Source organism: Balneola sp. (assembly GCA_002694685.1).
Taxonomy (GTDB): Bacteria; Bacteroidota; Rhodothermia; order Balneolales; family Balneolaceae; genus Gracilimonas.
The window spans coordinates 439,895-463,671 of the sequence record NZMW01000001.1 but is presented as its reverse complement, the minus strand read 5'-3'; the positions used below and the strand labels follow the sequence as shown (position 1 = coordinate 463,671).

Sequence of the window (23,777 nt, the reverse complement as noted above, 5' to 3'; positions counted from 1 at the left end):
TTCAACAAATTTAGCACACAATTATCCACATGCTGTTGTTCTGTATTTCAGAGTCTGTAGGGCAGCTAATCAGAGGAAAGTCTGGAGTAAATTTCAATATCTATGAAGCGATCGTTTTTAATTTCAGCATGCCGGATAGTACCTTCGTGAGAAAAATCCATTTTTTGAAGGGCCTTTTTGCAATTAGTATTATGGCTTTCTACTTGCCCTTCGATGCGATGGAGGTTCAGTTCTTTAAAACCAAAGTCTAAAATTTTTGGGATAGCTTCTCCCATAAAACCATTCCCCCAGTATTCAGGAAGCAACCAAAAACCGAATTCTGCTTTCCGGTGTTTTTTAACTAAATCGTTTAGTCCTCCGGCTCCAATAAACTTCCCGGTATCTTTTATACAAATTGCCCACCACACTCCGGTCTCATTTTCTTTGTTATCCGCAAACCACTTCATCTGTTCTTTTGCCGAGTCTTTTGACTCAAAACTGATACCATAGTATTTGATGATATCAGGGTTTGAAAGACCTTTATAGACATGATCTAAGTCATCTGGAGTGAAGGGTCGCAGAATCAACCTTTCGGTTCTTAGCTTTGGAATAGAAAAACTCATGGATTTACCAATTCATCATAACGTTTACGGAGTTTCTGAACATCTTCCCACGTTGGGCGCTTATACTTTTGATTGTAAAGAAGAGCAGCTGGATGATAGGTCACCATAAGCTCCCTTCCATGGAACTCGTGGAACTGATCTCTCAGGTTGCCGAGAGAGGTTTCTTTATCAAGCAATGTGGTTGCTGAAATCCGTCCCACACACAAAATGATTTTTGGGTCTATGATTTCAATTTGGCGTAGGAGGTAGGGAAGACTTCGTTCTCTTTCTTCCGGTTCAGGATCTCGATTATCCGGTGGTCGGTGCTTTAGGATATTGGCGATGTATATATCCTCGCGGTTGAAGTCAATCGCTCCCATAATTTTATCCAGAAGTTGCCCGGCCTGACCTACAAAAGGCTCGCCTTGCTGATCTTCATTATAACCGGGTGCTTCGCCAATAATCATCAAATCGGCATTGGGATTGCCAACTCCAAATACCAGGTTTGTATCTTCAAGATCTGTTTTGAGTTCTTCAGCCTCTTCACATAAAGCCCGTAATTCATCCAGTGTGGTACAATTTGCTATTTTCTGAGCCGATGTCAACTGCGGTTCAGATTCTTTCTCAGGTGTTTTAATAGCTTCAGCCTTGGTTTCGGCTAAATTTTCAGAACTCTCCTGATAATCGGTTTTAGGTTCTTCGGCTTGAGGTATTGTATTCTCGATTTTCATATCCAGCTTCACCGAAAAATCTCCATACATATCCCGTTGCTGTTTCAGGAATGTTGATGCTCGTTCTACAAATTCTTTAGGATCGTTCATGAATTGAATCTTAAGCAAATAATTGATTATTAATATAAGAAAAAGAAGCTCTTTTGGAGTCCCATTACCAAAGCTTATCCAGTAAGGCATAAAGCGTAACTCCAGCAGCTACAGATACATTCAGTGAATGTTTGTGTCCAAATTGTGGGATGGCTACAAACTCATCAATCAGGTGAAGAATGTCTTCATCTATTCCTGTGACTTCATTCCCTAAAACCAGACAAATTTTATCAGAAGAAGAGATATCTAAATCAGGAAGAGGTGTGCTGTTGGTGGTTTGTTCAAGACCTACTATATAATATCCGTCTTCTTTTAAAAAAGTTAAAGCCTCGGTTCCGGTTTCATAGTGTGACCATTCAACAAATTCTTCAGCGCCGATGGCTGTCTTGTTGATTTCATCCCTCGGAGGAGTCGCAGAATATCCTGAAAGAATAACTTCAGAGATTCCAAAAGCATCAGCTGACCGAAAAATAGAACCCACATTATGTAGGCTGCGGATGTTATGAACCAATACTTTTACCGAACTCAGTTTTGCGGGTGCTTCTCTGGCTAAATTTTCTTCAAGTATTTCTTTAGTGGTCAGTTTATTCACAGATTCCTTGGGCTTCAGCAGGTTATAGGGTTTTAGATAAGAGTGGATAAAAAATCCTCATTCCAATCATTGATTACGTAAATTTGGATCAACTCGATCAAATCTAAAATATCATTGTTCAGGGATCATTTCATTAATTCATGAAAGAAAAAAGAAGCGCGGCACTCATCTTTATTTTTATTACAGTTTTGGTGGATGTCATTGGGCTAGGTATCATCATTCCTGTGATGCCGGCTCTCATTATGGAGCTCACGGGTGGCGGACTGAGCGAAGCGTCTCTTTATGCCGGATGGATTACCTTTGTTTATGCAGCCACTCAGTTTCTTTTCGCTCCGGTGATAGGTGGACTTAGCGACCGGTTTGGTCGAAGACCTGTTTTACTCTTTTCTTTATTTGGGTTTGGTCTAGACTACATTTTGCTCGGCTTTGCCCCAACTATTATTTGGCTGTTTATTGGTCGATTTCTTTCCGGGATTACAGGAGCCAGTTATACAACAGCTAGTGCTTACATCGCCGACATTAGTCCACCAGAAAAGCGTTCTCAGAATTTTGGATTAATTGGAGCTGCTTTCGGGCTCGGGTTTATTATTGGCCCGTCCGTAGGTGGGATATTAGGGGAGTATGGAGTGCGGATTCCATTTTTTGCTGCAGCTGCATTGGTTTTAGTCAATATGTTATATGGATACTTTGTGCTTCCTGAATCACTCCCGAAAGAAGAAAGACGGCCTTTTGATTGGAAACGTGCAAATGCCTTTGGAGCTTTTAAACAAATAAAGAAGTACCCGAAAATTGCCAGTTTAGTCGGGGTATTCTTTTTGGTATATGTCGCCAATCATGCCACACAAAGCACATGGACTTACTTTACCATGGAAAAATTTGGTTGGACAGAGATGACAGTCGGGCTTTCGCTTGGAGTTGTTGGGATGGCAGTTGTTGCGGTGCAGGGAGGTCTTATTAAAGTGGCCATTCCAAAACTCGGAAATAATCGTACAGTTTATTTTGGTTTGTTGATGTACGTACTCGGATTCTTAGGCTTCGCTTTCGCATCCCAGGGCTGGATGATGTTTGCAGTCATTATTCCTTTTTGTGTAGGCGGATTAGCGACCCCGGCTTTGCAGGGTATAATTTCCAATGAAGTTCCGCAAAACGAACAAGGTGAGCTACAAGGTGCTTTAACAAGCCTGATTAGCTTCTCAGCCATATTCGGTCCTCCAATGATGACGAATTTATTTGGTTATTTTACATCCGATCTGGCGCCATTCTATTTCCCGGGCGCACCATTCTTCCTTGGGGCTATTTTGGTGATTGCAGCCATGCTGTGGGCAACAAAGTCACTCGGTATTAAAGAAAAGGTTGTTGTGATTAATGAGGATTAATCAAGCGCTACGGTTTGAGTATTCTGATAACCTGTTTCCTTCATCAGTAAGATCTTGTTTCTTAAGTGCAGCTTCTACAGCATCATGAACGGTACTGTAAATCCGGTCTTTACTTAGAAAAGTGCTTATATCTGATTTCCGGATTACATCCCTTACAGGCCCAATTAAGCCCGATAAATACAGCTCTATGCCGTGCTTGTTAAGAGTTTCAATAGTCATAATAAGCGTATCCATAGCCGAAATATCCAAGTCACCAATGGTTGTCCCATCAATTATGACATATTTAGGGGCTTTATCGCGGGTTATACTTTTATCCAGTATATAGTTTTTGAAAAATTCAGCATTCACAAAAGAAAACGAAGCATCAATTCTAAGTATTAATACACCGGGGATTTTTTGGGCATTCTCAAACCGACTGATGTTTTTGAAGTCTCGGGTTCCAGGAATAAGTCCCAGTTGAGCTACGGTCGGTTTTCCCATCTTAATAAGTAACGCTAAAACAGAGGCACAAATACCGATAATGATACCTTCCTGAATACCTATCACCAGAACACTGGCGAATGTAATGAAAGCTACAACAGCGTCTCTGCGTTTGGTATTAACCAAAAACCGAAGCTCTTTAATATCGATGAGACTGCTAACCGAAACTACGATGATTGCCCCCAATAATGGATTGGGCAGTACTTCAAACAGAGGGGTTAAGAACAGGAGGGTAACCAAGATTAGGAGTCCTGCAAAAATGTTATTTAACGATGTCTTTGCTCCGGCTTGTTCGGCTATTGCGGAGCGTGAAAAGCTGGAAGAAACTGGCAGGGATTGGAAAAGTCCGCCAAGGATATTACTGCTTCCAATGGCTATTAATTCTTGATTCGGATTCACGGTATAACCATGCTTTCGGGCAAAGGATTTTGATAAGGAAGCAACAGTCATAAACTGAATAAGTGAAAGCGTTAATGCACTGGGCAATAGTGATTTAATTGTTTCATATGAAGCATATTGAAGTTGGAAATCGGGGAGTCCTGCAGGTATATCTCCAATCTGAGCTATTCCAATTTTGGTAATGTCTAAGAAATGAACAACAATGAGTGTTAGTGATACAAGGATAACTGCCTCAGGCAACTTAGAGTAGAATTTTTTTGCTCCAACTAAGAACCCAATAAAAATTAAAGAGAGGAATAATGATGGGTAGTGAATTTGATGTAAATGGTCGGTCAGGTAAAGAAAGATTTCATAGATATATTGAGTATTTGGGATATCCATATTAAAAAGAGTGCCCAGCTGACTGAATATGATGATAATGGGAGCGGCAATGGTAAAACCAGATATCACCGGCCTCGAAAAAAGGTTGAAAGCAAAGCCCAGTTTTAATACTCCCATCAGCACCTGCATAATCCCGGTTAGAATGGCAATCATAACAGCTAGAAGGGCTTTTTCAGTGATACTGTCGCCAGCTAAGAGTCCTAATCCCGCAGCTAGAATCAGCATATCAATAGCTACCGGGCCAATGGATAAATGGCTGGAAGTGCCCAATAAAGGATATACAAACAGAGGAACTAAACCGGCATATAATCCATAAATGGGAGGGACTCCGGCTATTACGGCATAAGCCATTGCTTGGGGAATGAGCACAACTCCAACAGTAGCACCCGCAACAAGATCATCCCAAAATTTCGAGGAGGAATAATTACATAGTACCTCAATGATTGGTAAGTAAGTTTTCAGAAAATCTTTCATGAGTTAAAATGACCAGAATATAGGTATGGCAAAGCTACCGATTATCCAGAATAAAAGGTTAAGTGGTGTTCCTACTTTCACAAAATCCATAAACCGATACTGCCCGGGCCCAAAAATCATGGTATTGGTTTGGTAGCCAATGGGGGACATAAAGCTTAAAGATGCCGCCATGGTTACCGCAACCAGCATTGGCTCCGCGTTTACGCCGATGCTTGAAGCCGCTTCAATAGCTATAGGTGCCAATAATGCTGCGGTAGCTTGATTTGAGATTAAATTCGTTAACATCATCGAGAGGAAGAAAAAAGCAGATAGAACAGCTGTAGGTCCATAGACCTCGAGACTTGATATAACGGTGCTGGCCATTAAGTCTGCAGCTCCCGTTTTCTGCATGGCTACTCCAAGCGGTAAAACACCACCCAGAAGAAAAATCACTTTCCAGTTAATACTTTGGTAAGCTTGTTCATTGCTCAAGCATCCGGTTAGGATCATTAAAATAACACCGCAAATTGCGCTGGCCACAATGGGTAACAGCCCAAAAGCAGCCGATCCTACTACTCCCAGAATGATACCAACTGCCAACGGTATTTTGGATTCCTCGTGATCAGGAAGATCAATCTCCGTAGCCAGGACAAATTCCTCAGCTATTTTGATATCATTGATACGTTCCTTTTTGGCATATAGTAAAACAGAAGTTCCACTCTGAAGCCTTATCTCGGATAGCTTATCTTGTTGAACGGTACCATGCTGCCGAATTGCTAAGACCTGGGCCTCAAATAGCTCATAAAATTCAATATCCTGAAGGGGTATTCCGTCATAAGAAGATTCAGGAGCTATTACAGCCTCCACTAACTGGGCATTTCCCAGCTCAAAATCTTTGTCTTTCCAGTGCTCAGAAGGTTTAATGATGACATCTTCACGATTTAGCAATTTGTTTATTTCTTTGACTCCGCCCCGAATTCGAAGCACATCATCTGCTTCAAGCTGAATGGTTTCGCGGTCAGTTTTAGACTTTCCATCTTTGTCATATACCTCTACAATATCCAGGTCTAAATCTTGTATCAGTTTGGTATTTTTGAGGGGAGTGTCTACAAACGGGGATTTTTGGTTGAGTATGACATCAGTCAGATACTGTTGCATTTCGAAGGAATCGGTGAGCTCCTCATCTTTCCGTCGTTCAGGGATCAGTTTAATCCCCATTGTAAATAAATACACAAAGCCTGCTGCGAAGAAGATGAGACCAACCGGGGTAAATTCAAACATACTGAAACCCGCTAACCCATTTTCTTTAGCTATTGAGTCGACCAGTAAGTTTGTTGAGGTACCAATCAGTGTACAGACTCCTCCAAACATTGCGGCGAAAGACATGGGCATCAATAATTTTGAAGCACTTTTCCCCATATCCTTTGACAAACTAATGATGACAGGAATGAAAATTGCCACCGCAGCCGTATTATTAATAAAGGCTGAGATAACTCCAATCACTAGCATTATGATGAATATAGCCGCTTTATAGTTTAGCTTACTCAGTTTGAAAAACCAGTCGCCCACGATATTTAAGGCACCCGTACGCCTGAGCCCCTCACTCAAAATAAACATACAGGCAATGGTAACGGTTGCAGGGTTGCTAAATCCCGATAGGCCTTCTTTGGGAGTGAGGATGCCGGAGACCACCAAAATGGCCAATAGAATGAGAGAAGTTATATCAAATGAAATGCGCTTGTTAATGAAGAGAAATACAGCAAGTACGATAAGGCTGTAAACAAACCAGATCTCAAATGAAATTCCGAGCATTACTCAAATCTTATTGAAATTAGTTAGAACAACTATAACTTAATGGATATAGCCTAATTTTAAAATTCATGATGCCTTTATTAGTACAAGGAATAGGTTAAAATAGTTTGAAGAGCTAATTTGAAATCAACAATGGATATACATCTTTCTACACCGTATTTTAGCATATATTGTAGAACAAATAGAAAGGCGTCTGCCGCAGGTAGATGGCTTTTTTTATTTTTTGAAATCGAACAAAGGAAGAGATTATGAGCAAAGTGCAATACCTCACACAAGAAGGTTATGACAAATTAGACGCGGAATTAAAAGACCTTAAAACTCGGGGAAGAAGAGAAATTGCTGAAGAAATAGCCGAGGCTCGGGCAAAAGGCGATTTGAGTGAGAATGCCGAATATGATGCCGCTAAAGAAGCTCAGGGGCATATGGAAGACCGCATCACAAAACTTGAAGATGCTCTGGCTAATGCTCGTGTGCTTGATAAAACTGAACTGGACTTATCAAAGGTTCGTGTGCTTACTACGGTGACCATCCTGAATAAAAATGTAGGCAAAGAAATGAAGTACACGCTCGTTTCTGCAAATGAAGCTGATTTTGCTGCCGGTAAAATTTCGGTTGATTCCCCAATTGGTAAAGCGCTCATGGGACTCGAAATTGGTGAGACCGTTGAAGTTGAAGTTCCTGCAGGAAAGCTCGAACTGGAAGTGAAAAATATCGAAATCTGATTCGATTCCTCATATCATGAAAAAACTTATCGACGTCTATCCTTACAAAATTGAAGGTGGACAACCTCTTTTCCTGATTTTTAAGCGCTCAACGCAAAAGATCTACGGGAATCAATGGCGTATGGTTGGGGGAAAGGTTAAAGATGGAGAAGCAAGCTGGGAAGGCGCACTTCGAGAATTAAAAGAAGAAACCGGTTTGACTCCCGCTAAATTTTGGACCATTCCATCGATAAATCAGTTTTATGAAGCTAAATCGGATATGGTGCATTCAATTCCTGCTTTTGCGGCCGAATTTGAAACGGGTGCAGAAATTCATCTTGATGAAGAACATTCTGAGTTTATGTGGGTTAGTATTGATGAAGTTGATCAATTAATAGGCTGGCCTGAACAAAAAAGGTTAATGAAACTGACCTTTGATATTTTAACCGATAATTATCTTGAAATCCTTCCAGAGTGGATAATCGACATTTCGTAATTGCTTTTCTTTTGATACTGATTCCAGGCATTGGCTTAGCTCAGGAGGATAAGTATGAACTCGAATTTGCTCCCGATCTTTGGTACAACAGTGTTGACGGGATTCGCGTCGGTGCTCGTGTTTTGGGAGATATGGAGGGTACTTTCCTCGATGGACCTCATCGCTTGGATGCGGGTGTTTGGTTAGGTACAAGCTTTCCGGATATGCCGGTTTCATATTATGCGACTTTTACAGAACCGATTCCGTCATTATCTGATTTTGGGGAAGAGTTTAATGTTCAGCTTAAAAGTAGTATCCGAACCGGTTATAGTCAGCATGCCGTATCTTTAAACAAGCGTTTTCAAAAAGGATTTGATGAGCTGAGATATCAGGAAGTAAGTGTTAGCCTTTCTCAGGAAAAAGCCATTGATAATGAATACAGGTTACTTGGATTTGCTGAAACAGATTGGAAGACTCTTGCCGGAATAGAATTTAGAACAAGCGGTTTTACGCCAATTGGAACTCTTCAAACCAGCTTAAACTTAAAGCAGAATGTAAATACTGCCTCCGGAAACTTTTCGGTGGGTAAAGCTGAAGTTAAACACCTGTCAGATTTGGGAAGTGGTTTTGGGTTGAACTTAAGAGTCTTCGGAGCTTTAGTCAGTTCAAATGCTCCAACAGAATATACATATAGCCTGGCTAACCGAGACCCAATATCATGGCTAAATAATGGGGTTACAAGGGCGAGTGGTACCATTCCGGATACTTTTTTTGAAAATGGTATTGTACAGGTAGCAGGAGGGTTTAACCTTCGTGGATATAATGTAGATGCTTTTGTAACACCTCAGGGGAATGAACAAAATACAATTAGCTACAGTGGCACCATTGATAGAGGGGTCTCTTTAAATACTGAGCTACTTTTCCCTAACTTCATAAACTCTTTACTTGAACGAACGATTATGGGTGACTTTGTGCACCTGAAATCCTATGTGTTTGGTGATATTGGTAAAATCAACGGCAATGCGATAGATGATGACGTATCTTTTAATGTAGATCGGACTTATGCTGACGCCGGGGTTGGATTCCAATTTTCAATAAATATTCCCGATTGGTTAGGAAAAGATAGAGGATTCGCCATCAGATACGATATGCCGTTTTGGCTTTCAGATCCTGATGGATTACATGTTAATCCTTCTGATTTATCTGAATCACCAAATTTCAAATTCAGAGGAATACTTGGAATTGGAGCAGTAATCTCACTTTAACTCACTTATGAAAATTCTTGTTATAAATTGCGGTAGTTCATCCATTAAATATCAGCTCATAAATACTGAAAACAAGGAGTGTTTATGTAAGGGTCTCGTAGAGCGCCTTGGGGCGGTAACCTCCATCATTAAGCAGGAGTTTAAGGATGAGAAGCCGCTTAAGAAATCAATGGTCATAGAAAACCATGCCGCAGCACTAAAGAAAATCATGGAACTGCTGTTAGAGGCTGATAATGATTATCTGCAATCTTTAGATGAAATTGAAGCGGTTGGGCATCGCGTTGTACACGGGGGAGAGACCTTTAAAGATTCCGTTTTGATTGATGAAGAAGTTGAAGAAGCAATTCAGCAAGCATTCGATATTGCTCCATTGCATAATCCGCCAAACCTGGAAGGGATCAGGGCTGCGAAAAAGCATTTGCCTAATGTGCCACACGTTGCTGTATTTGATACGGCTTTCCATCATTCCATTCCTCAGCACGCATATTTATATGGTATACCGAACAGACTTTACCGTCGATATAAAATCCGTAAGTACGGGTTTCACGGAACATCTCATTATTATGTGAGCCGTCAGTACCATAAAATATCTGGACTGGCTAAAGAAGGTTCAAAAGTAATCACTTGTCACCTTGGGAATGGCTGTTCCGTTACGGCTATCAAAGATGGAAAGTCTTACGATACAAGTATGGGATTTTCACCTTTAGAAGGACTCGTAATGGGGACAAGGAGTGGGGATATTGATCCGTCTATCTTGTTCTACCTCATAGAGAAAGAGGAGTTATCTCTCGCTAACGTTCATGCATTATTGAACAAACATAGTGGGCTTTTAGGACTCAGTGGTTACGCAGCAGATATGCGTGATTTATTGGATGAAGCCGAAAGCGGAGATCGAAGATGTAACGAGGCAATTGATGTATTTTGTTATCGCGTAAAAAAATATATTGGTTCGTATATTGCGTCGTTAAATGGTGTAGATGCCATCATATTCACAGGCGGTATTGGAGAAAATGCGGCTCCCATCAGGAGTAAAATTCTGGAAGATATGGAGTACGCCGGAATCTCAATTGACAAGACCTTTAACCAAAACCTGGAAGGAAAGACCAAAATTAGCACTGAAGATTCCAATACAGAAGTTCATGTTATCCCAACAAATGAAGAACTTGTGATTGCTATCGATGCTGCTAAAATTGCTACGGCCTCAAAACAAACTCCATGGGCATAAAGAAAGCATTACTCTTACTAGCTGTATGTATTGCAGCTATGTTAAATCAGAGTTGTTCCAGCACCAGTTGGGTCATTACTGATGAAGAGGCCATGGATATCAACGACTTTGAGCTGATATCTTCTCGCTTTTATTTGGAGAGTAGTAAAGGTATTTCACCAACACAGCCACTGGTCTATTTTGATCTCAAATCGATCAATACCTACGAATATGCTCAGAGAATTGAAACGGAGCGATATATTCAGCGTTACCGGCCTCGACTTGGATATGTATTATTAGGAGCAGCCGGGGCGGGTATTTCTTACTACGCGGCCTTTTCAGACCAGCTTTTAGATCGTCCTTCAGATATTCAACGATATGCACTCACAGGAGCGGGGACACTTTTAACCGGACTTTCATTTTTAAATATGAAACCGGTCGGTGAGCCAACCCGAACAGGAGAAAGCAGGCTTTTAAGACAAACAGGCACTATTCAGGAAGTTGACACAACCGATGCCCGTCCCTATGATACTCAGGATCCGGCTATCAAAATAACCTATAACGGACAATTAATAGCCGAGAATACAGCTTGGAATTTCAACGGGGGCAGGATTAATGTAAATCTGGCTGAGGAAGTTGATGCAAGTCTGTTTGGTGAAAATCCGCGCAGTAATATACGGGTAACAGCGACCTACGATACTTTAAACCAGACAAAAGAAGTTCCTGTTCAATCTGTTTTCGAACAGTTTATAGTTGTTGATGTTCAGATTACAGCTCTTCGTAATGAGCCTGAATCAAATCCGGGCAATGTACTGACTGATTTAGCAGAAGGAAGTCAACTTAAGTTGATATCAAAGGAAGGAGAGTGGTATAAAGTGTTGTATGGTATTTCAGAAACCTGGGTCTCTGCAAATGATGTTCGTACAATATGGCGCCCTTCAGAATTCGCTTCTGATTTATCTGTTATAGCAATACCTAATGTGCCTTTTGGCTCTATTGATGTTGAGCGAAATATTCCTGTTTTGGGTAGAAGCTCAATCAACTCCGCAGCGTTTATCCTGTCAAACAATCAGTATGATGGCGAGATATCTGAACGAATTTACGGTCAACGCGACGCTAAGCTGATGGAAGAATATTTTATTCAAGGTTTTGGTGTACGGGGAACCCGAGTAGTTAAAGCCATGAATGCGGCCAACGACCGTATTGTAGAAAGAGCATATTCAAGGCTGGCGTCATCCATGAGTGAATCACGCCAAAACTTAAGGGTCTATATAAATGGATATGCAGAGATTAGAGATTCTCAGGTTTTTCTTTTGGGAAGTGACTTAGACAGCAATGGTGAAAATCAATATATCGACCTTCAAAAATTATTCAGAGCATTTAACAACCTGGAACTGAATTCTATATTAATTGTCGCTGATTTAGATATTCTAAACCAAGATGGATCTACAGAACCACTTCAGAACCTGGCTTCTATTGTTACGGATGCCAATTTTGGAGCAGCAGTCTTCTTTAGCTCCCGTCCCGATCAGCGGTCAGGGATATACTCCTCAAACAACGGGGATCAAAACCGACATAGTATCTTTACGTATTTCATGGCGGAAGCTATTAAAGAACGGAACATGACTATGAATTCCGTATTTAATCATCTTGACAGAAACGTGCCGTTCACGTCAAGGAGCTTGTATGACAGGCCGCAGAATCCCCTGTTTTTTGGAAATGGAGATCTTGGGCTACTTGAATAATGGGTTTACTCTTCATTGCATTAAGTATCAGCTGTTCTCTTTCGATTGCTCAAATTTTAAAGCTTGCTGAAAACCGAAAGCTTGATGTGCTCAAAATCCTTGTCTGTAATTACCTTGCTGGATTCCTGATCAGTCTCTTCAATTCGAAGGAATTTTCTGTATTCCCTGAGGTTTCTCCAAACCCGGAGATATGGCTCATAATTTTAGCTGGAGTTTTAGGTATTACATTTATAGCTAATATGGTTGTATACAGCCGATCGATTGACCGGGTGGGAATGGGAGTAAGTATCGCTGCTATGAGAATGTCACTCATTTTCCCAATTGGTATCAGTTTGTTTGTTTTTGGTGAAGCCATTGGCGGATTTAAATATTTTGGAATCATTCTCGCATTAGCTTCTTTATTGTTAATGGTACCTAGGATTAAAACCAAGAGTATCTCCGGGTTTTCTGATGCCTGGCTTCCTGTTTTGATCTTTCTGATGACAGGCGCTGCTGATACGGGCCTTAAAGTTTATGAAAGGTTGTTTTCAACTCAGGTTTCTGAAGATTTGTTTGTATCAGGAATTTTCTTTTTTTCATTTTTAATCGGACTTGGTATCCTTATTAAAAGAAAAGAACTTCATTTTAGCTTCACAGAAATTGGATATGGTATTGCCACCGGAATAGTAAATCTATATTCATCGATTTTTCTTTTATATGCATTAAAACTAATGCCCGGTTCGGTAGTTTTCCCTTTGGTAAACGTAAGCCTGGTCGTTTTAGGTACGTTAATTGGAGTTTGGTTCTGGAAAGATAAACCCTCCATAAAACAATGGTCAGGGTTAGCAGTAGCAATAATCTCAATCATTTTATTAGTAGGATAATGGACATAATTAATGACATCCGTGAACGAGCAAAGTCTAATCATAAAACTATTGTTTTCCCCAGGTCTTCAGATGAGCGGGTTATTAAGGCTGCTCTGTTTCTACAGGAGAATGGACTTGTTGAACCGGTGTTAATTCAAAATGAAGGTGCATCGATCCCAAAAGGACTTAAGGTTATCGATCCGGTTTCTGATGAAAATCTCAAGAAGTACGCTAGTTCTTTCTATCAACGCAGAAAACATAAAGGGCTTACGGAAGCAGAAGCCATTGAAGTGGTTAAAGATCCGCTTTTCTTTAGTGCAGCTATGGTAGCAGCTGGTGATGCTGACGGCTGTGTTGCCGGTTCAGTTTCCACCACTGGAGACGTACTTCGTGCAGCCATCCAAACGATAGGGTTAAAGCCTGGTTCAAATGTGGTATCCAGCGTCTTCCTTATGAGTTTTGATGACGGGAGGGTTTTCACATATGGAGATTGTGCCGTAGTTCCCTATCCAAATGCTGAACAATTGGCTACCATTGCTATGGATTCTGCCCGCACCCATAAAAAAGTAACGGCTGTTGATCCTAAGGTTTCCATGCTTTCTTTTTCTACGAGAGGTAGTGCACAACATGAGCGCATCGATCTAGTTCGCGAAGCATTAGAAATTGTAAAATCTCATAACCTTGATTTTCCTGTTGACGGTGAGCTGCAATTTGACGCTTCTATCATTCCGGAAATTGCCAAGCGAAAAGCTCCAGAATCTGAAGTAGCCGGAAACGCTAATGTCTTCATTTTCCCAAACCTGGATGCAGGTAATATTGGATATAAAATCACCGAAAGACTCGCAGGAGCTACCGCAACGGGGCCTATCATTCAAGGACTAGCCAAACCGATGATGGATCTATCCCGTGGATGCTCCTGGGAAGATATCGTAAACACCGCTTGTGTTTGTGCTTTGATGGGGGAGTAAATAGCTCTTAAGAACATGATTGATCTTATGCCTGCCAAATATTTAGCCCGTGCTTGACCTATTCCTTATATAGAGATTCTCAATCATTTCAGATTTAGTTAAGAGAGGTAGATTTTGTATATTTGTATTCGATCTAAATAAGCCCGCAAAACAGCGAACTTAATGTGATAAAAGGTTGTTTTTGAGGCAGAATAAAGAAGTGAAAATTTTAAGACCAAATAGCTAATGAGCGAAACGCAAGCGTTAGAGTCGATGATTGGGGAAGAGTACAAGTATGGCTTTTCCACTGACATTGAATACGAAGAATTTCCAAAAGGACTGAATGAGGACATCGTCCGTGAAATCTCGGCCAGAAAAGAAGAGCCTGAATGGATGTTGGAATTCCGTTTGAAGGCCTATCGTGCATGGACTGAAATGGAAGAGCCTGATTGGTTCAACGCGGTCTATGAAAAGCCGGATTTTGAAAACCTTCAGTATTATTCAGCTCCCAAAAACAAACCCAAATTGGATAGCCTCGATGATGTTGACCCCAAAATTCGGGAAACATACGAGAAGCTTGGCATTCCTTTGGAAGAGCAGAAAATGCTCTCAGGTGTAGCTGTTGATGCTGTATTTGACAGTGTCTCTATTTTTACTTCATTCAAAGAAAAGCTTGCTGAAGCGGGTGTGATCTTTTGCTCAATTTCAGAAGCAATACAGAAGCATCCGGAAATCGTTAAGAAATATATGGGATCGGTAGTACCGGCTCGTGATAATTTCTATTCAGCATTGAATTCCGCGGTATTTTCTGATGGATCTTTCTGCTATGTGCCGAAAGACACAGTGTGCCCAATGGAACTTTCTACCTATTTCCGAATCAACAACATGAATTCCGGTCAGTTTGAACGGACACTGATTATCTGTGAAGATAATAGTCATGTTAGCTACCTCGAGGGCTGTACAGCTCCTATGTATGATGAGCATCAGCTTCACGCTGCTGTTGTTGAGTTGGTAGCGATGGAAAATGCTGAGATTAAATATTCCACCATTCAAAACTGGTACGCCGGTGATGAAGATGGAAAAGGCGGTATTTATAATTTTGTAACTAAGCGTGGTGCTTGCCGCGGTGATAATTCCAAAATTAGTTGGACTCAGCTTGAAACAGGTTCAGCTGTAACGCTGAAATACCCAAGTGTTATTCTTCAAGGTGATAACTCAATTGGTGAGTTTTACTCTGTTGCTGTAACAAACAAACGTCAGCAGGCAGATACCGGTACCAAGATGATTCACATCGGTAAAAACACCAAGAGTACGATCATCTCGAAAGGTATTTCTGCCGGGAATTCTCAAAACAGCTACCGTGGAGAGGTTAAAATCTCCAAGAAAGCTGATGGAGCTCGTAATTACTCCGTTTGTGACTCGATGTTAATTGGTCAGTCCTGTGGAGCTCATACATTCCCATATATTTCTTCTCAAAACCCGACTGCAAGTGTGGAGCATGAGGCTTCAACTTCAAGAGTAGGTGAAGAGCAAATTTTCTACCTGATGCAGCGTGGAATCAGCGAGCAGGATGCTATTTCCATGATCATTAATGGATTTGTGAAAGAAGTATTGAAAGAACTGCCGCTTGAGTTTGCGACCGAAGCCAATGCCTTATTAGATGTGAAGCTAGAAGGTAGTGTTGGATAAGTATTGGCCATCTCGCTACGTACGCTCTGCGTCGTAGCGTTGGTGACGACGCAGAGCGTCATCACCAGTTTTTAGCAGATAAAGAACTTAAATCATAAAAGAAAAACGATAACGTGTTAGAGATTAAAAATTTATATGCCTCAGTAGAAGGCGAAGAAGAACAGATTCTGAAGGGTGTGAACCTGAAGATCAATAAAGGTGAAATCCATGCTATTATGGGACCGAACGGCAGCGGGAAAAGTACGCTTGCCAAGGTTGTATCGGGACATCCAGAGTATGAAGTAACCAAAGGTGAAATCCTTTTTGAAGGAGAAGACATCACCGAAATGGACGCTGATGAAAGAGCCCACTTGGGAATGTTTCTGGCTTTCCAATATCCGGTTGAAGTTCCTGGAATCACCAACAAAACTTTGCTTCGTGAATCTTTTAATACGATTGCACGCGAAAACGACCGGGAAGAGTTAGATCCTCTTGAGTTTGAAGATTACCTAAAGAGCCGTCTCGATATCATTGACATGAAAGATGAATTCCTTGAGCGCTCAATCAACACTGGATTTTCCGGTGGAGAGAAGAAGAAGAATGAAGTTTTTCAGATGGCCGTTTTGAACCCAAAACTGGCTTTCATGGATGAAACTGATTCTGGTCTCGATATCGACGCCCTCAAAGTAGTTTCAGACGGTATCAATAAAATTGCCGGACCTGAAAACGCAATTGTTCTGATTACTCACTATCAGCGACTACTCAACTACATCACACCTGACCATGTTCATGTAATGATGAATGGTAAGATTGTGAAGTCTGCCGGTAAAGAATTGGCCCATGAGCTCGAAGAGCAGGGTTACGAAGAACTTGAAAAAGAATTTTCCCTAAACGGAGAGGCTCAGTAATGAGTACTGCTGTACAAGAAAAAGAAACCATTTTAAGTTACCTGGACGGCAATTTTGAGACCGTTTCTGATGTGAAGACTATCGGAGCGATAAATCAAAAGGGTGCCGGAAATATTGCTGAGTTTCCATTTCCTACTAAAAAAGATGAAGACTGGAGATTCACAGATTTAAAATCAATTAGCCGAAATCATTTTGTTGCGGTTGAAGATGCCGGAGCTGCTTCAGTTGGAGATATAAGCAATTACTATCTGCCAGAAGCTACAAACAGCCGACTCGTTTTTGTAAACGGTGTTTTTGATGCTGAACTTTCCTCACTTTCAGATATTCCTGAAGGTGTGACGGTAGGAACTCTTACCGAGAATGGAGATGATGAAGCTGTGAAAAACCATTTGGGTAAATACCTCAATTTTGATGAAGAGCAAGATGTATTTGCAGCACTGAATGATGCCAACTTTAAGGATGGTGTTTTCATCCATGTGCCAAAAGAGACTAAAGTTGAAGTCCCTATACATATTCTGAATGTGTTTACAGATTCTGAAAAACCATTCTATGCAACACCCAGAGTGCTATATGTGGGCGAAGCTTATTCAAAGTCGACTGTAGTTGAAGAACATATTGGTCTGGCTGAAAACGAGTATCTGAATATCCCTGTTGCAGAATTTAAGATGCTGGAAGGATCCAACGTCCACCATGCCCGTATTCAGCGGGATAGCAAGAAGGCGAACCATATTTCTCGCCCAATGGCTCACTTGGATAAATTTGCAGAATATCATTCTTACACCATTTGTTTGGGAGCCAAGTTGTTCCGAAATGACCCGCGTGTAGTTCAAAATGATGAAGAAGTTAATTTCACTATTGATGGGTTGGTTCTGATTGACGGTGAGCAGATTGCAGATACGCATTCCGCTATCGATCACAGACACTGGCATGCACAAAGTCACCAGCTGCACAAAGTTGTAGTGAATGACAAAGCGCATTCTATTTTCAACGGTAAGATTTTTGTCCGCGAAGATTCACAGAAAATCGATTCCTTCCAGGAAAACCGAAATCTGCTGCTTTCTTTTGACGGAACGGTTCACACCAAGCCACAACTCGAGATTTTTTCTGATGACGTACTTTGTTCTCACGGTGCAACTATAGGTCACCTGAATGAAGATGAAGTATTTTATCTGCACAGTCGTGGCTTAACGAAGAAGAAAGCCCGTGAACTCTTGGTTTACGCTTTCACACTCGAAAGTATCGAGAATATGGAAGTGGAATCGGTACACAAATTATTACTAGACGAAGTTGTGAAATTTACCAGCCGCGACGAAGAATTTGTAGCGGTGAATAACTAGTTATTACATAGCTCGTTCCGATGCTCAGCGTCGGAACGTAATTGGTGCCGACGCAGAGCATCGGCACCAGAAGTTTACTGAAGTATGGAAGACACACTAAAAGAAGAAAGAAAGACCACCTTAACCACGGATTGGGAAGCCATCCGTGATCAGTTTCCTGTGCTTAAACGGGAAATAATGGGTAACCCTTTGGTCTATCTTGATAACAGTGCTTCCAGCCAAATGCCTCAGCGGGTAATTGATCGTATCAACGATTATCACTCTAATGAACATGCGAATGTTCACCGTGGTATTCACACCTTGAGTCAGGAGGGAACCGATGCTTTTGAAGCAACCCGGACGAAGGTTAAAGACTTGATAAATGCTCGTCACCTTGAGGAGATCATTTATACCACAGGAACAACAGATTCTATCAATCTGGTAGCTAACAGCTATGGACGTAAACATTTCAAAGAGGGTGATGAGATCATTCTTACTGAAATGGAACACCACGCTAATATTGTACCCTGGCAGATGGTGGCTGAGGAAACAGGAGCAAAGATCAAAGTTGTTCCCATGACCGATGCCGGTGAGCTTGTGATGGAGGAATTCCATAACCTGCTTTCCGATCGCACTAAGATGGTTGCAGTGGTTCATGTTTCGAATGCACTTGGTACAATCAACCCGGTGGAAGAAATGATTGAAGCGGCTCACGCCAAAAACATTCCGGTACTTGTTGATGGAGCTCAAGCCGTTCCTCATGCCGTCGTGGATGTTCAGGCTATGGATGCTGACTTCTACACTTTTTCTGCTCATAAAATGTGTGGCCCAACCGGATTTGGTATTCTTTATGGCAAGAAAGAATTGCTGGAAGAAATGCCTCCGTATCGTGGTGGTGGAGATATGATTGACAAAGTCACGTTTGAGAAAACGACCTGGAATGACCTTCCCCATAAATTTGAAGCCGGAACTCCGCCTATTGCAGTGGGAGTAGGTTTTGCCGAAACCATCGACTTCCTAAATGAAGTTGGGATGGAAAATATAGCAGCTCACGAACATGAATTGCTGGAATACGCGACTGAAGAGTTGAGTAAGATTGATGGACTTCGGATCGTCGGAACAGCGAAGAATAAAGCATCCGTAATTTCATTTTTACTGGATGGCATTCACCCAACCGATGCCGGTACGATCTTAGATCAAAAAGGAATTGCAGTACGAACCGGACATCACTGTGCACAGCCGGTTATGGATTATTATGATATACCAGGCACAGCAAGAGCATCTTTTTCCTTCTACAATAATAAAGAAGATGTTGATCGTTTAGTGGAAGGAATTAAATACGTAAAAGAGTTTTTTTGAAATAAAGGAGAATTGAGATGGCTAAAATTAAAGAAATAGAACGAACACCAAATCCTGATGCCATGCGCTTTGTATTGGCTGAACCGCTTACCAACGGAACCACGCGTTCTTTTGAATCTGCGGCTGAAGCTGAAGGCGATGAGTTGGCGTCTGCATTATTCGCAGTCGATAACGTGATCAACGTTTACTATGTAGATAAGTACGTTACCGTTACTCAAAATGGTAAAGCGGTATGGTCTGAGTTGCTGCGTAAGCTGGCTCCGCCAATCCGTGAAGCAGAAGCGTCTGACGAAAACGAAGATGACTCTGATGTACATATGAGTAAAGAAGTTCAGGGTTCTGATGATCCACGCTTGCAGGAAATTACCCGTATGCTGGATGAACAAGTTCGCCCATACCTTCTTGCTGATGGTGGTGGATTGAAGATTTTGGGTCTCGAATCAAATCGACTCAAGGTTCACTATCAAGGAGCTTGCGGAACGTGCCCAACAGCTACTACAGGAACGCTTTATGCTATCGAAAGCATGGTGAAGCGTATTGATCCTGAAATTCAGGTTATCTCAGTTTAACGGCTAACGAGAGAAGTATTATGGAAGAACTTTCCATCACAGAACGAGCTAGTGAACGCATCAACCTAATTCGGAAAGAACAGAGTGTTCCGGATGATGCTTTCTTACGCGTAGGCGTAGTGAGCGGCGGTTGCTCCGGCTTGACGTACGACCTTGAATTCAATTCTGATGTCCAGCCCGAAGAAAACGATAAGATTTTTGACGTGGACGGACTCAAGGTATTGGTCGACATGAGAAGTTTTCTCTATCTGGCCGGAACCGAACTGGATTACACCGAGGGACTTAACGGGCAGGGATTCCACTTCAAAAACCCAAATGCCTCCCGAACCTGCTCCTGCGGCGAATCTTTCTCTATCTAATTTTAAACTGGTGACGATGCTCTGCGTCGTCACCAACTTGTTCGCTACGACGCAGAGCGTTCGTAACGAGTAAAAATGTTAAATGGCTATTCAAGCATTTAACATTTAACACTTAAAATTGAGCATTTCCTATGTCAGAAGAAACAATTGTAAACCGGGTTCAGCAGAATACGAAGCTGGTAACGCTGGATTTGCAGAAATTTCATGATCCCACGCCGATCGAAGAGCTGGATATTAAGCAGTTCTTATTTCAGGAATTGATGCTTAAGGAAAAAGACTTCCGTGAGCAGGTTAAGGAATTTGACTGGTCTCAGTTTGAAGGGAAATACCTGACCGTTTTTTGTAGCACCGATGCCATCATCGCACCTTGGGCCTGGATGGTGATTACTTCTCATGCCTCTGCGTTTGCAAAAGAAGTATTTAAGGGTAGAAAGGAAGCTTTTCAATATCAGCTCTACCAGCGGGAATTAGATAACTACGACTGGGATCAATACGAAGATAAGTTTGTGCTGCTGAAAGGATGTGGCAAAGTGCACGTGCCCGATTCCATTTATATGCTAGCTACCAACAAGCTGATGAAGAGAGCGAAGAAAGTGATGTATGGGGAAGCTTGTTCGAACGTGCCGGTGTGGCGGAAGTAAGTAAGTTAGTTGGAAGTACTATCTGACTCTTGAATTGTTATTATTTTGTTCAAGTTTTGATTCAACTTAATTAGCTCTTCATTGTTAGACTCTAAGCTATCAATTTGACGTTGCATCCAAATTTCATCTGACTTCAGGTCAGATATATCTTTCCAATAAGTTGAACCAAGTATACTATTCTCTGAACTTGCTAATTGCTTCACTCGGTACTGATATTCTTTAATCTTGTCTAGTAATTCATCGTTACTACAACCAGTTGGGTAATTTTCGGGGATTCCTTTGCTCATAAATTTTCTTTATTTAAGTTTAGTTTAAATTTAAAATAATACATTTCATGCAGATATTAGTCACCGGCACCTCCCGCGGAATAGGAAAATCAATCGCTCAGCAATTACTAAGTGAGGGACATGAAGTAATCGGAACCTCGCGATCCACGAGTCACGAATTCCTGAATAACGAACTTTACAGACATATTGCCTGTGATCTATCCAAGCCCGAGGAAGTAAAGAAGCTTAAGGTTGTTTTTCAGGAAGAGGAAATCCCTGAAGTCCTTATCAATAATGCGGGAATGTTTGCAGAAGCTGATTTCGATATTTCGGATGAAGAGTGGCTGGCAAATTGGGATTTAACGCTGCAGGTTAATCTTCGTTCGGCCGGACTCATTTCTAAATGGGCACTCAATGCCTGGAAGGAAGCCGGAATAGAAGGGAGGCTCATCAATATTTCATCCCGTGCCGGAACCCGTGGCGATACGCAAGAATACGCAAGCTATGCAGCCAGTAAAGGAGGAATGACCGCCTTTACCAAAAGTATAGCCCGTAGCTTTGGGAAACACGGTATCACCGCTTACACCATCGCTCCTGGCTTCGTAAACACCGATATGGCCCAAGGTTCAATCGAAGTATATGGAGAGGATTATCTGACTAAGGACTTGGCTTTGGATTCAATCGCACCGCCCCAACAAATAGCGGAGATTGCAAGCCTGTTAGCTTCTGGTAAATTGAAGCATGCTACCGGACAGACTTTTCATGTTAACAGTGGGAGTTATTTAGTATAAACCACTGTCGTCATGCTGAATTTAGTTCAGCACTTAAGAAAAGCATCGAGGCTTATTCAGATCCTGAAATAAATTCAGGATGACCAAGTGGATTTAATTATTCTTAGCCTATTCTTAGAATAGTTTCAGATTAAACATGGGGAGATCCTTCGGAGGTATCCTCAGGATGTCTTTGGGGTGGGTAGATGGTGATCTACTTGAGTCATTACATATTTCTCCTTAAGGAGCTCAAGAAGCATCCGACCTCTTTTGTTTTCTCCTTATCAAGGAGAAAGACGCGTTGATAAAATTTCTACACTTTAACTCCGAATAAAAACTGTAAATAGGCTCGAACGAGTCTCTCCTTGAGAAGGAGAGATTTAGAGAGGTCGGAGTATTGGGCTTGGAATAATTACGTGGCTTTGCAATAAAATACCAAGCTTTCATCAGTATTTGTGAGTACCAAAAAGTTACAAAATGTTGTCTCTGAATTACCTGACATCTACAAGGATGACGACCGATTTTATAAAAAAGTCATTGCGAGGAGTATAGATCTCGGATTCGATTCAGAAAGTATTACGACGAAGCAATCTCCTAATAAAGTAGATCAAGTAGATCGCCTCGTCGAAAGCTGTAATCAGCCTTTTCAAGTCAGGAAGCTCCTCGCGATGACAATCTTAAAAAAATACCGTCGTAAAGGCGTATTGCGATACGCCCTAACGAGACTGTACTTGCCAGCTATATTACTTTCGAATTACATTTTGTGTTTTCGTGAATTAGTGGCAATTTCCTTCTATGACAGACATCAGAGATCGAAAAAAAGACCACGTTGAGCTTACCGTTACGGACGGAACCCAGTATAATGTATCCGCTGGGTTTGAACGATTCCGATTTATCCATAACGCCTTACCGGAAGTTGATTCCTCGGACGTTTCTACAGAAGCAGCGTTTTTGGATAGAACTTTCAGTTTTCCATTATTTATTTCTTCCATGACGGGAGGATATGCGGATGCGGGTCCGGTGAATGCTGTGATTGCTGAGTTTTGCGAGGCGGAAAATTTACCCTTTGGCGTTGGAAGTCAGCGTGCAATGCTGGAAGATGAAAGCCTGACTGACACCTTTGCTGTAGTTCGGGAAAAAGCTCCGAATGCTTTTATATGCTCTAATATTGGAGGCGCACAACTCATTGGTGGACTTGATACTAACAAGATCACCAAACTCATTGATTCAATAGAGGCGAATGCTATCATAGTTCATTTGAACCCATTGCAGGAACTCATGCAGCCGGAAGGTGATCGAGATTTTAAAGGCATTTTGGGTGGTATTGAACAGTTGGTAAAAGACACAAACCTTCCGGTCATTGTTAAAGAAACCGGGGCCGGGATATCAGAACATACTGCCCGAAGATTATTGAATGTTGGAGTCGAAGTCATTGATGTAGCCGGAGCCGGAGGAACGAGCTGGGCGAAAGTAGAAAATTTTCGTTCATCCAACGAAAGCGCAAATCATCATTTTGATGAGTGGGGAATTCCTACGGTTGAATGTATTCAGCAGCTCAGTAAACTGGAATGGGAGCGAAGCTTTGAAATTATAGCATCAGGTGGAATTCGGTCTTCCTTTGATATGGCTAAAGCAATCTGCCTGGGAGCCCACTTTACGGCATCTGCTCAACCTGTAATAAAGGCTATTAATGATAATGGCTATGAAGGATTAGAGCAGCTTTTCTCGGAATGGAAAAAAGATCTCAAAACCATACTGACACTATTAGGATGTACGAATATCAAACAACTTAATGGTTCACATATTCGTGAAATTATGTAGTTATCCTGAACTTGATTCAGGAT

23 protein-coding genes are annotated in these 23,777 nt (G+C 41.5%); 17 read left to right on the top strand and 6 right to left on the bottom strand.

What is annotated here, in order from left to right:
* Positions 1–65 precede the first annotated feature (65 nt).
* The 3 genes from CL667_01975 to CL667_01965 form a co-directional block, all read right to left on the bottom strand.
* A complete protein-coding gene (locus CL667_01975; protein MAL16453.1) occupies positions 66–602 on the bottom strand; it encodes a GNAT family N-acetyltransferase in 537 nt (178 codons plus the stop codon).
* Positions 599–1,402, bottom strand: a complete 804-nt coding sequence (locus CL667_01970; GenBank protein MAL16452.1) for a uracil-DNA glycosylase — start codon at positions 1,400–1,402, stop codon at positions 599–601. The genes CL667_01975 and CL667_01970 overlap by 4 nt, the downstream gene beginning before the upstream one ends.
* Before the next feature lie 64 nt (positions 1,403–1,466).
* A complete protein-coding gene (locus tag CL667_01965) occupies positions 1,467–1,994 on the bottom strand; it encodes an RNA methyltransferase (GenBank protein MAL16451.1) in 528 nt (175 codons plus the stop codon).
* A 140-nt stretch (positions 1,995–2,134) separates the two neighbouring features.
* Between CL667_01965 and CL667_01960 the strand changes: the two genes are divergently transcribed.
* Entirely contained in the window at positions 2,135–3,370 is a 1,236-nt protein-coding gene (locus tag CL667_01960) for a tetracycline resistance MFS efflux pump (GenBank protein ID MAL16450.1), read from the top strand.
* Here the strand turns inward: CL667_01960 and CL667_01955 are convergent, their stop codons facing one another.
* Positions 3,371–5,104 (bottom strand): sodium-independent anion transporter, encoded by a 1,734-nt coding sequence (locus CL667_01955; GenBank protein MAL16449.1) that lies wholly within the window; start codon positions 5,102–5,104, stop codon positions 3,371–3,373. It abuts the gene before it with no gap.
* A 3-nt stretch (positions 5,105–5,107) separates the two neighbouring features.
* Entirely contained in the window at positions 5,108–6,895 is a 1,788-nt protein-coding gene (locus tag CL667_01950; protein MAL16448.1) for an SLC13 family permease, read from the bottom strand.
* A 245-nt stretch (positions 6,896–7,140) separates the two neighbouring features.
* Between CL667_01950 and CL667_01945 the strand changes: the two genes are divergently transcribed.
* The 14 genes from CL667_01945 to CL667_01880 all read left to right on the top strand — a co-directional run bounded on the left by CL667_01945 (position 7,141) and on the right by CL667_01880 (position 20,897).
* Positions 7,141–7,617 (top strand): transcription elongation factor GreA, encoded by a 477-nt coding sequence (locus CL667_01945; protein MAL16447.1) that lies wholly within the window; start codon positions 7,141–7,143, stop codon positions 7,615–7,617.
* Positions 7,618–7,633: 16 nt separating this feature from the next.
* Positions 7,634–8,092: an NUDIX domain-containing protein gene (locus CL667_01940; protein ID MAL16446.1), complete on the top strand. Its 459-nt coding sequence runs from the start codon at positions 7,634–7,636 to the stop codon at positions 8,090–8,092.
* Positions 8,071–9,336 (top strand): hypothetical protein, encoded by a 1,266-nt coding sequence (locus CL667_01935; protein MAL16445.1) that lies wholly within the window; start codon positions 8,071–8,073, stop codon positions 9,334–9,336. The genes CL667_01940 and CL667_01935 overlap by 22 nt, the downstream gene beginning before the upstream one ends.
* Before the next feature lie 7 nt (positions 9,337–9,343).
* Positions 9,344–10,561, top strand: a complete 1,218-nt coding sequence (locus CL667_01930) for an acetate kinase (protein MAL16444.1) — start codon at positions 9,344–9,346, stop codon at positions 10,559–10,561.
* Positions 10,552–12,285, top strand: coding sequence for a hypothetical protein (locus tag CL667_01925; GenBank protein MAL16443.1), 1,734 nt, complete (start codon positions 10,552–10,554; stop codon positions 12,283–12,285). The genes CL667_01930 and CL667_01925 overlap by 10 nt, the downstream gene beginning before the upstream one ends.
* On the top strand, positions 12,285–13,148 hold the full coding sequence (locus tag CL667_01920; GenBank protein MAL16442.1) for a hypothetical protein: 864 nt from the start codon (positions 12,285–12,287) through the stop codon (positions 13,146–13,148). The genes CL667_01925 and CL667_01920 overlap by 1 nt, the downstream gene beginning before the upstream one ends.
* Positions 13,148–14,098: a phosphate acetyltransferase gene (gene pta / locus CL667_01915; GenBank protein MAL16441.1), complete on the top strand. Its 951-nt coding sequence runs from the start codon at positions 13,148–13,150 to the stop codon at positions 14,096–14,098. Before CL667_01920 ends, pta begins: the two co-directional genes overlap by 1 nt.
* Before the next feature lie 225 nt (positions 14,099–14,323).
* On the top strand, positions 14,324–15,766 hold the full coding sequence (locus CL667_01910) for a Fe-S cluster assembly protein SufB (GenBank protein MAL16440.1): 1,443 nt from the start codon (positions 14,324–14,326) through the stop codon (positions 15,764–15,766).
* Between the two features lie 113 nt (positions 15,767–15,879).
* Positions 15,880–16,653: a Fe-S cluster assembly ATPase SufC gene (sufC, locus tag CL667_01905; GenBank protein MAL16439.1), complete on the top strand. Its 774-nt coding sequence runs from the start codon at positions 15,880–15,882 to the stop codon at positions 16,651–16,653.
* Positions 16,653–17,990, top strand: a complete 1,338-nt coding sequence (gene sufD / locus CL667_01900) for a Fe-S cluster assembly protein SufD (GenBank protein MAL16438.1) — start codon at positions 16,653–16,655, stop codon at positions 17,988–17,990. Before sufC ends, sufD begins: the two co-directional genes overlap by 1 nt.
* Before the next feature lie 84 nt (positions 17,991–18,074).
* Entirely contained in the window at positions 18,075–19,328 is a 1,254-nt protein-coding gene (locus CL667_01895) for a cysteine desulfurase CsdA (protein ID MAL16437.1), read from the top strand.
* A gap of 17 nt (positions 19,329–19,345) precedes the next feature.
* On the top strand, positions 19,346–19,897 hold the full coding sequence (locus tag CL667_01890) for a hypothetical protein (protein ID MAL16436.1): 552 nt from the start codon (positions 19,346–19,348) through the stop codon (positions 19,895–19,897).
* 20 nt (positions 19,898–19,917) lie between these two features.
* The gene (locus CL667_01885) at positions 19,918–20,256 is read left to right on the top strand and encodes an iron-sulfur cluster assembly accessory protein (protein ID MAL16435.1); all 339 of its coding nucleotides are present in this window, start codon (positions 19,918–19,920) and stop codon (positions 20,254–20,256) included.
* A gap of 131 nt (positions 20,257–20,387) precedes the next feature.
* The gene (locus tag CL667_01880) at positions 20,388–20,897 is read left to right on the top strand and encodes a hypothetical protein (GenBank protein ID MAL16434.1); all 510 of its coding nucleotides are present in this window, start codon (positions 20,388–20,390) and stop codon (positions 20,895–20,897) included.
* A 5-nt stretch (positions 20,898–20,902) separates the two neighbouring features.
* Here the strand turns inward: CL667_01880 and CL667_01875 are convergent, their stop codons facing one another.
* On the bottom strand, positions 20,903–21,184 hold the full coding sequence (locus CL667_01875) for a hypothetical protein (GenBank protein ID MAL16433.1): 282 nt from the start codon (positions 21,182–21,184) through the stop codon (positions 20,903–20,905).
* Positions 21,185–21,231: 47 nt separating this feature from the next.
* Between CL667_01875 and CL667_01870 the strand changes: the two genes are divergently transcribed.
* A complete protein-coding gene (locus CL667_01870) occupies positions 21,232–21,954 on the top strand; it encodes an SDR family oxidoreductase (GenBank protein ID MAL16432.1) in 723 nt (240 codons plus the stop codon).
* A 774-nt stretch (positions 21,955–22,728) separates the two neighbouring features.
* Positions 22,729–23,754: a type 2 isopentenyl-diphosphate Delta-isomerase gene (locus CL667_01865; protein ID MAL16431.1), complete on the top strand. Its 1,026-nt coding sequence runs from the start codon at positions 22,729–22,731 to the stop codon at positions 23,752–23,754.
* Positions 23,755–23,777: the final 23 nt, after the last annotated feature.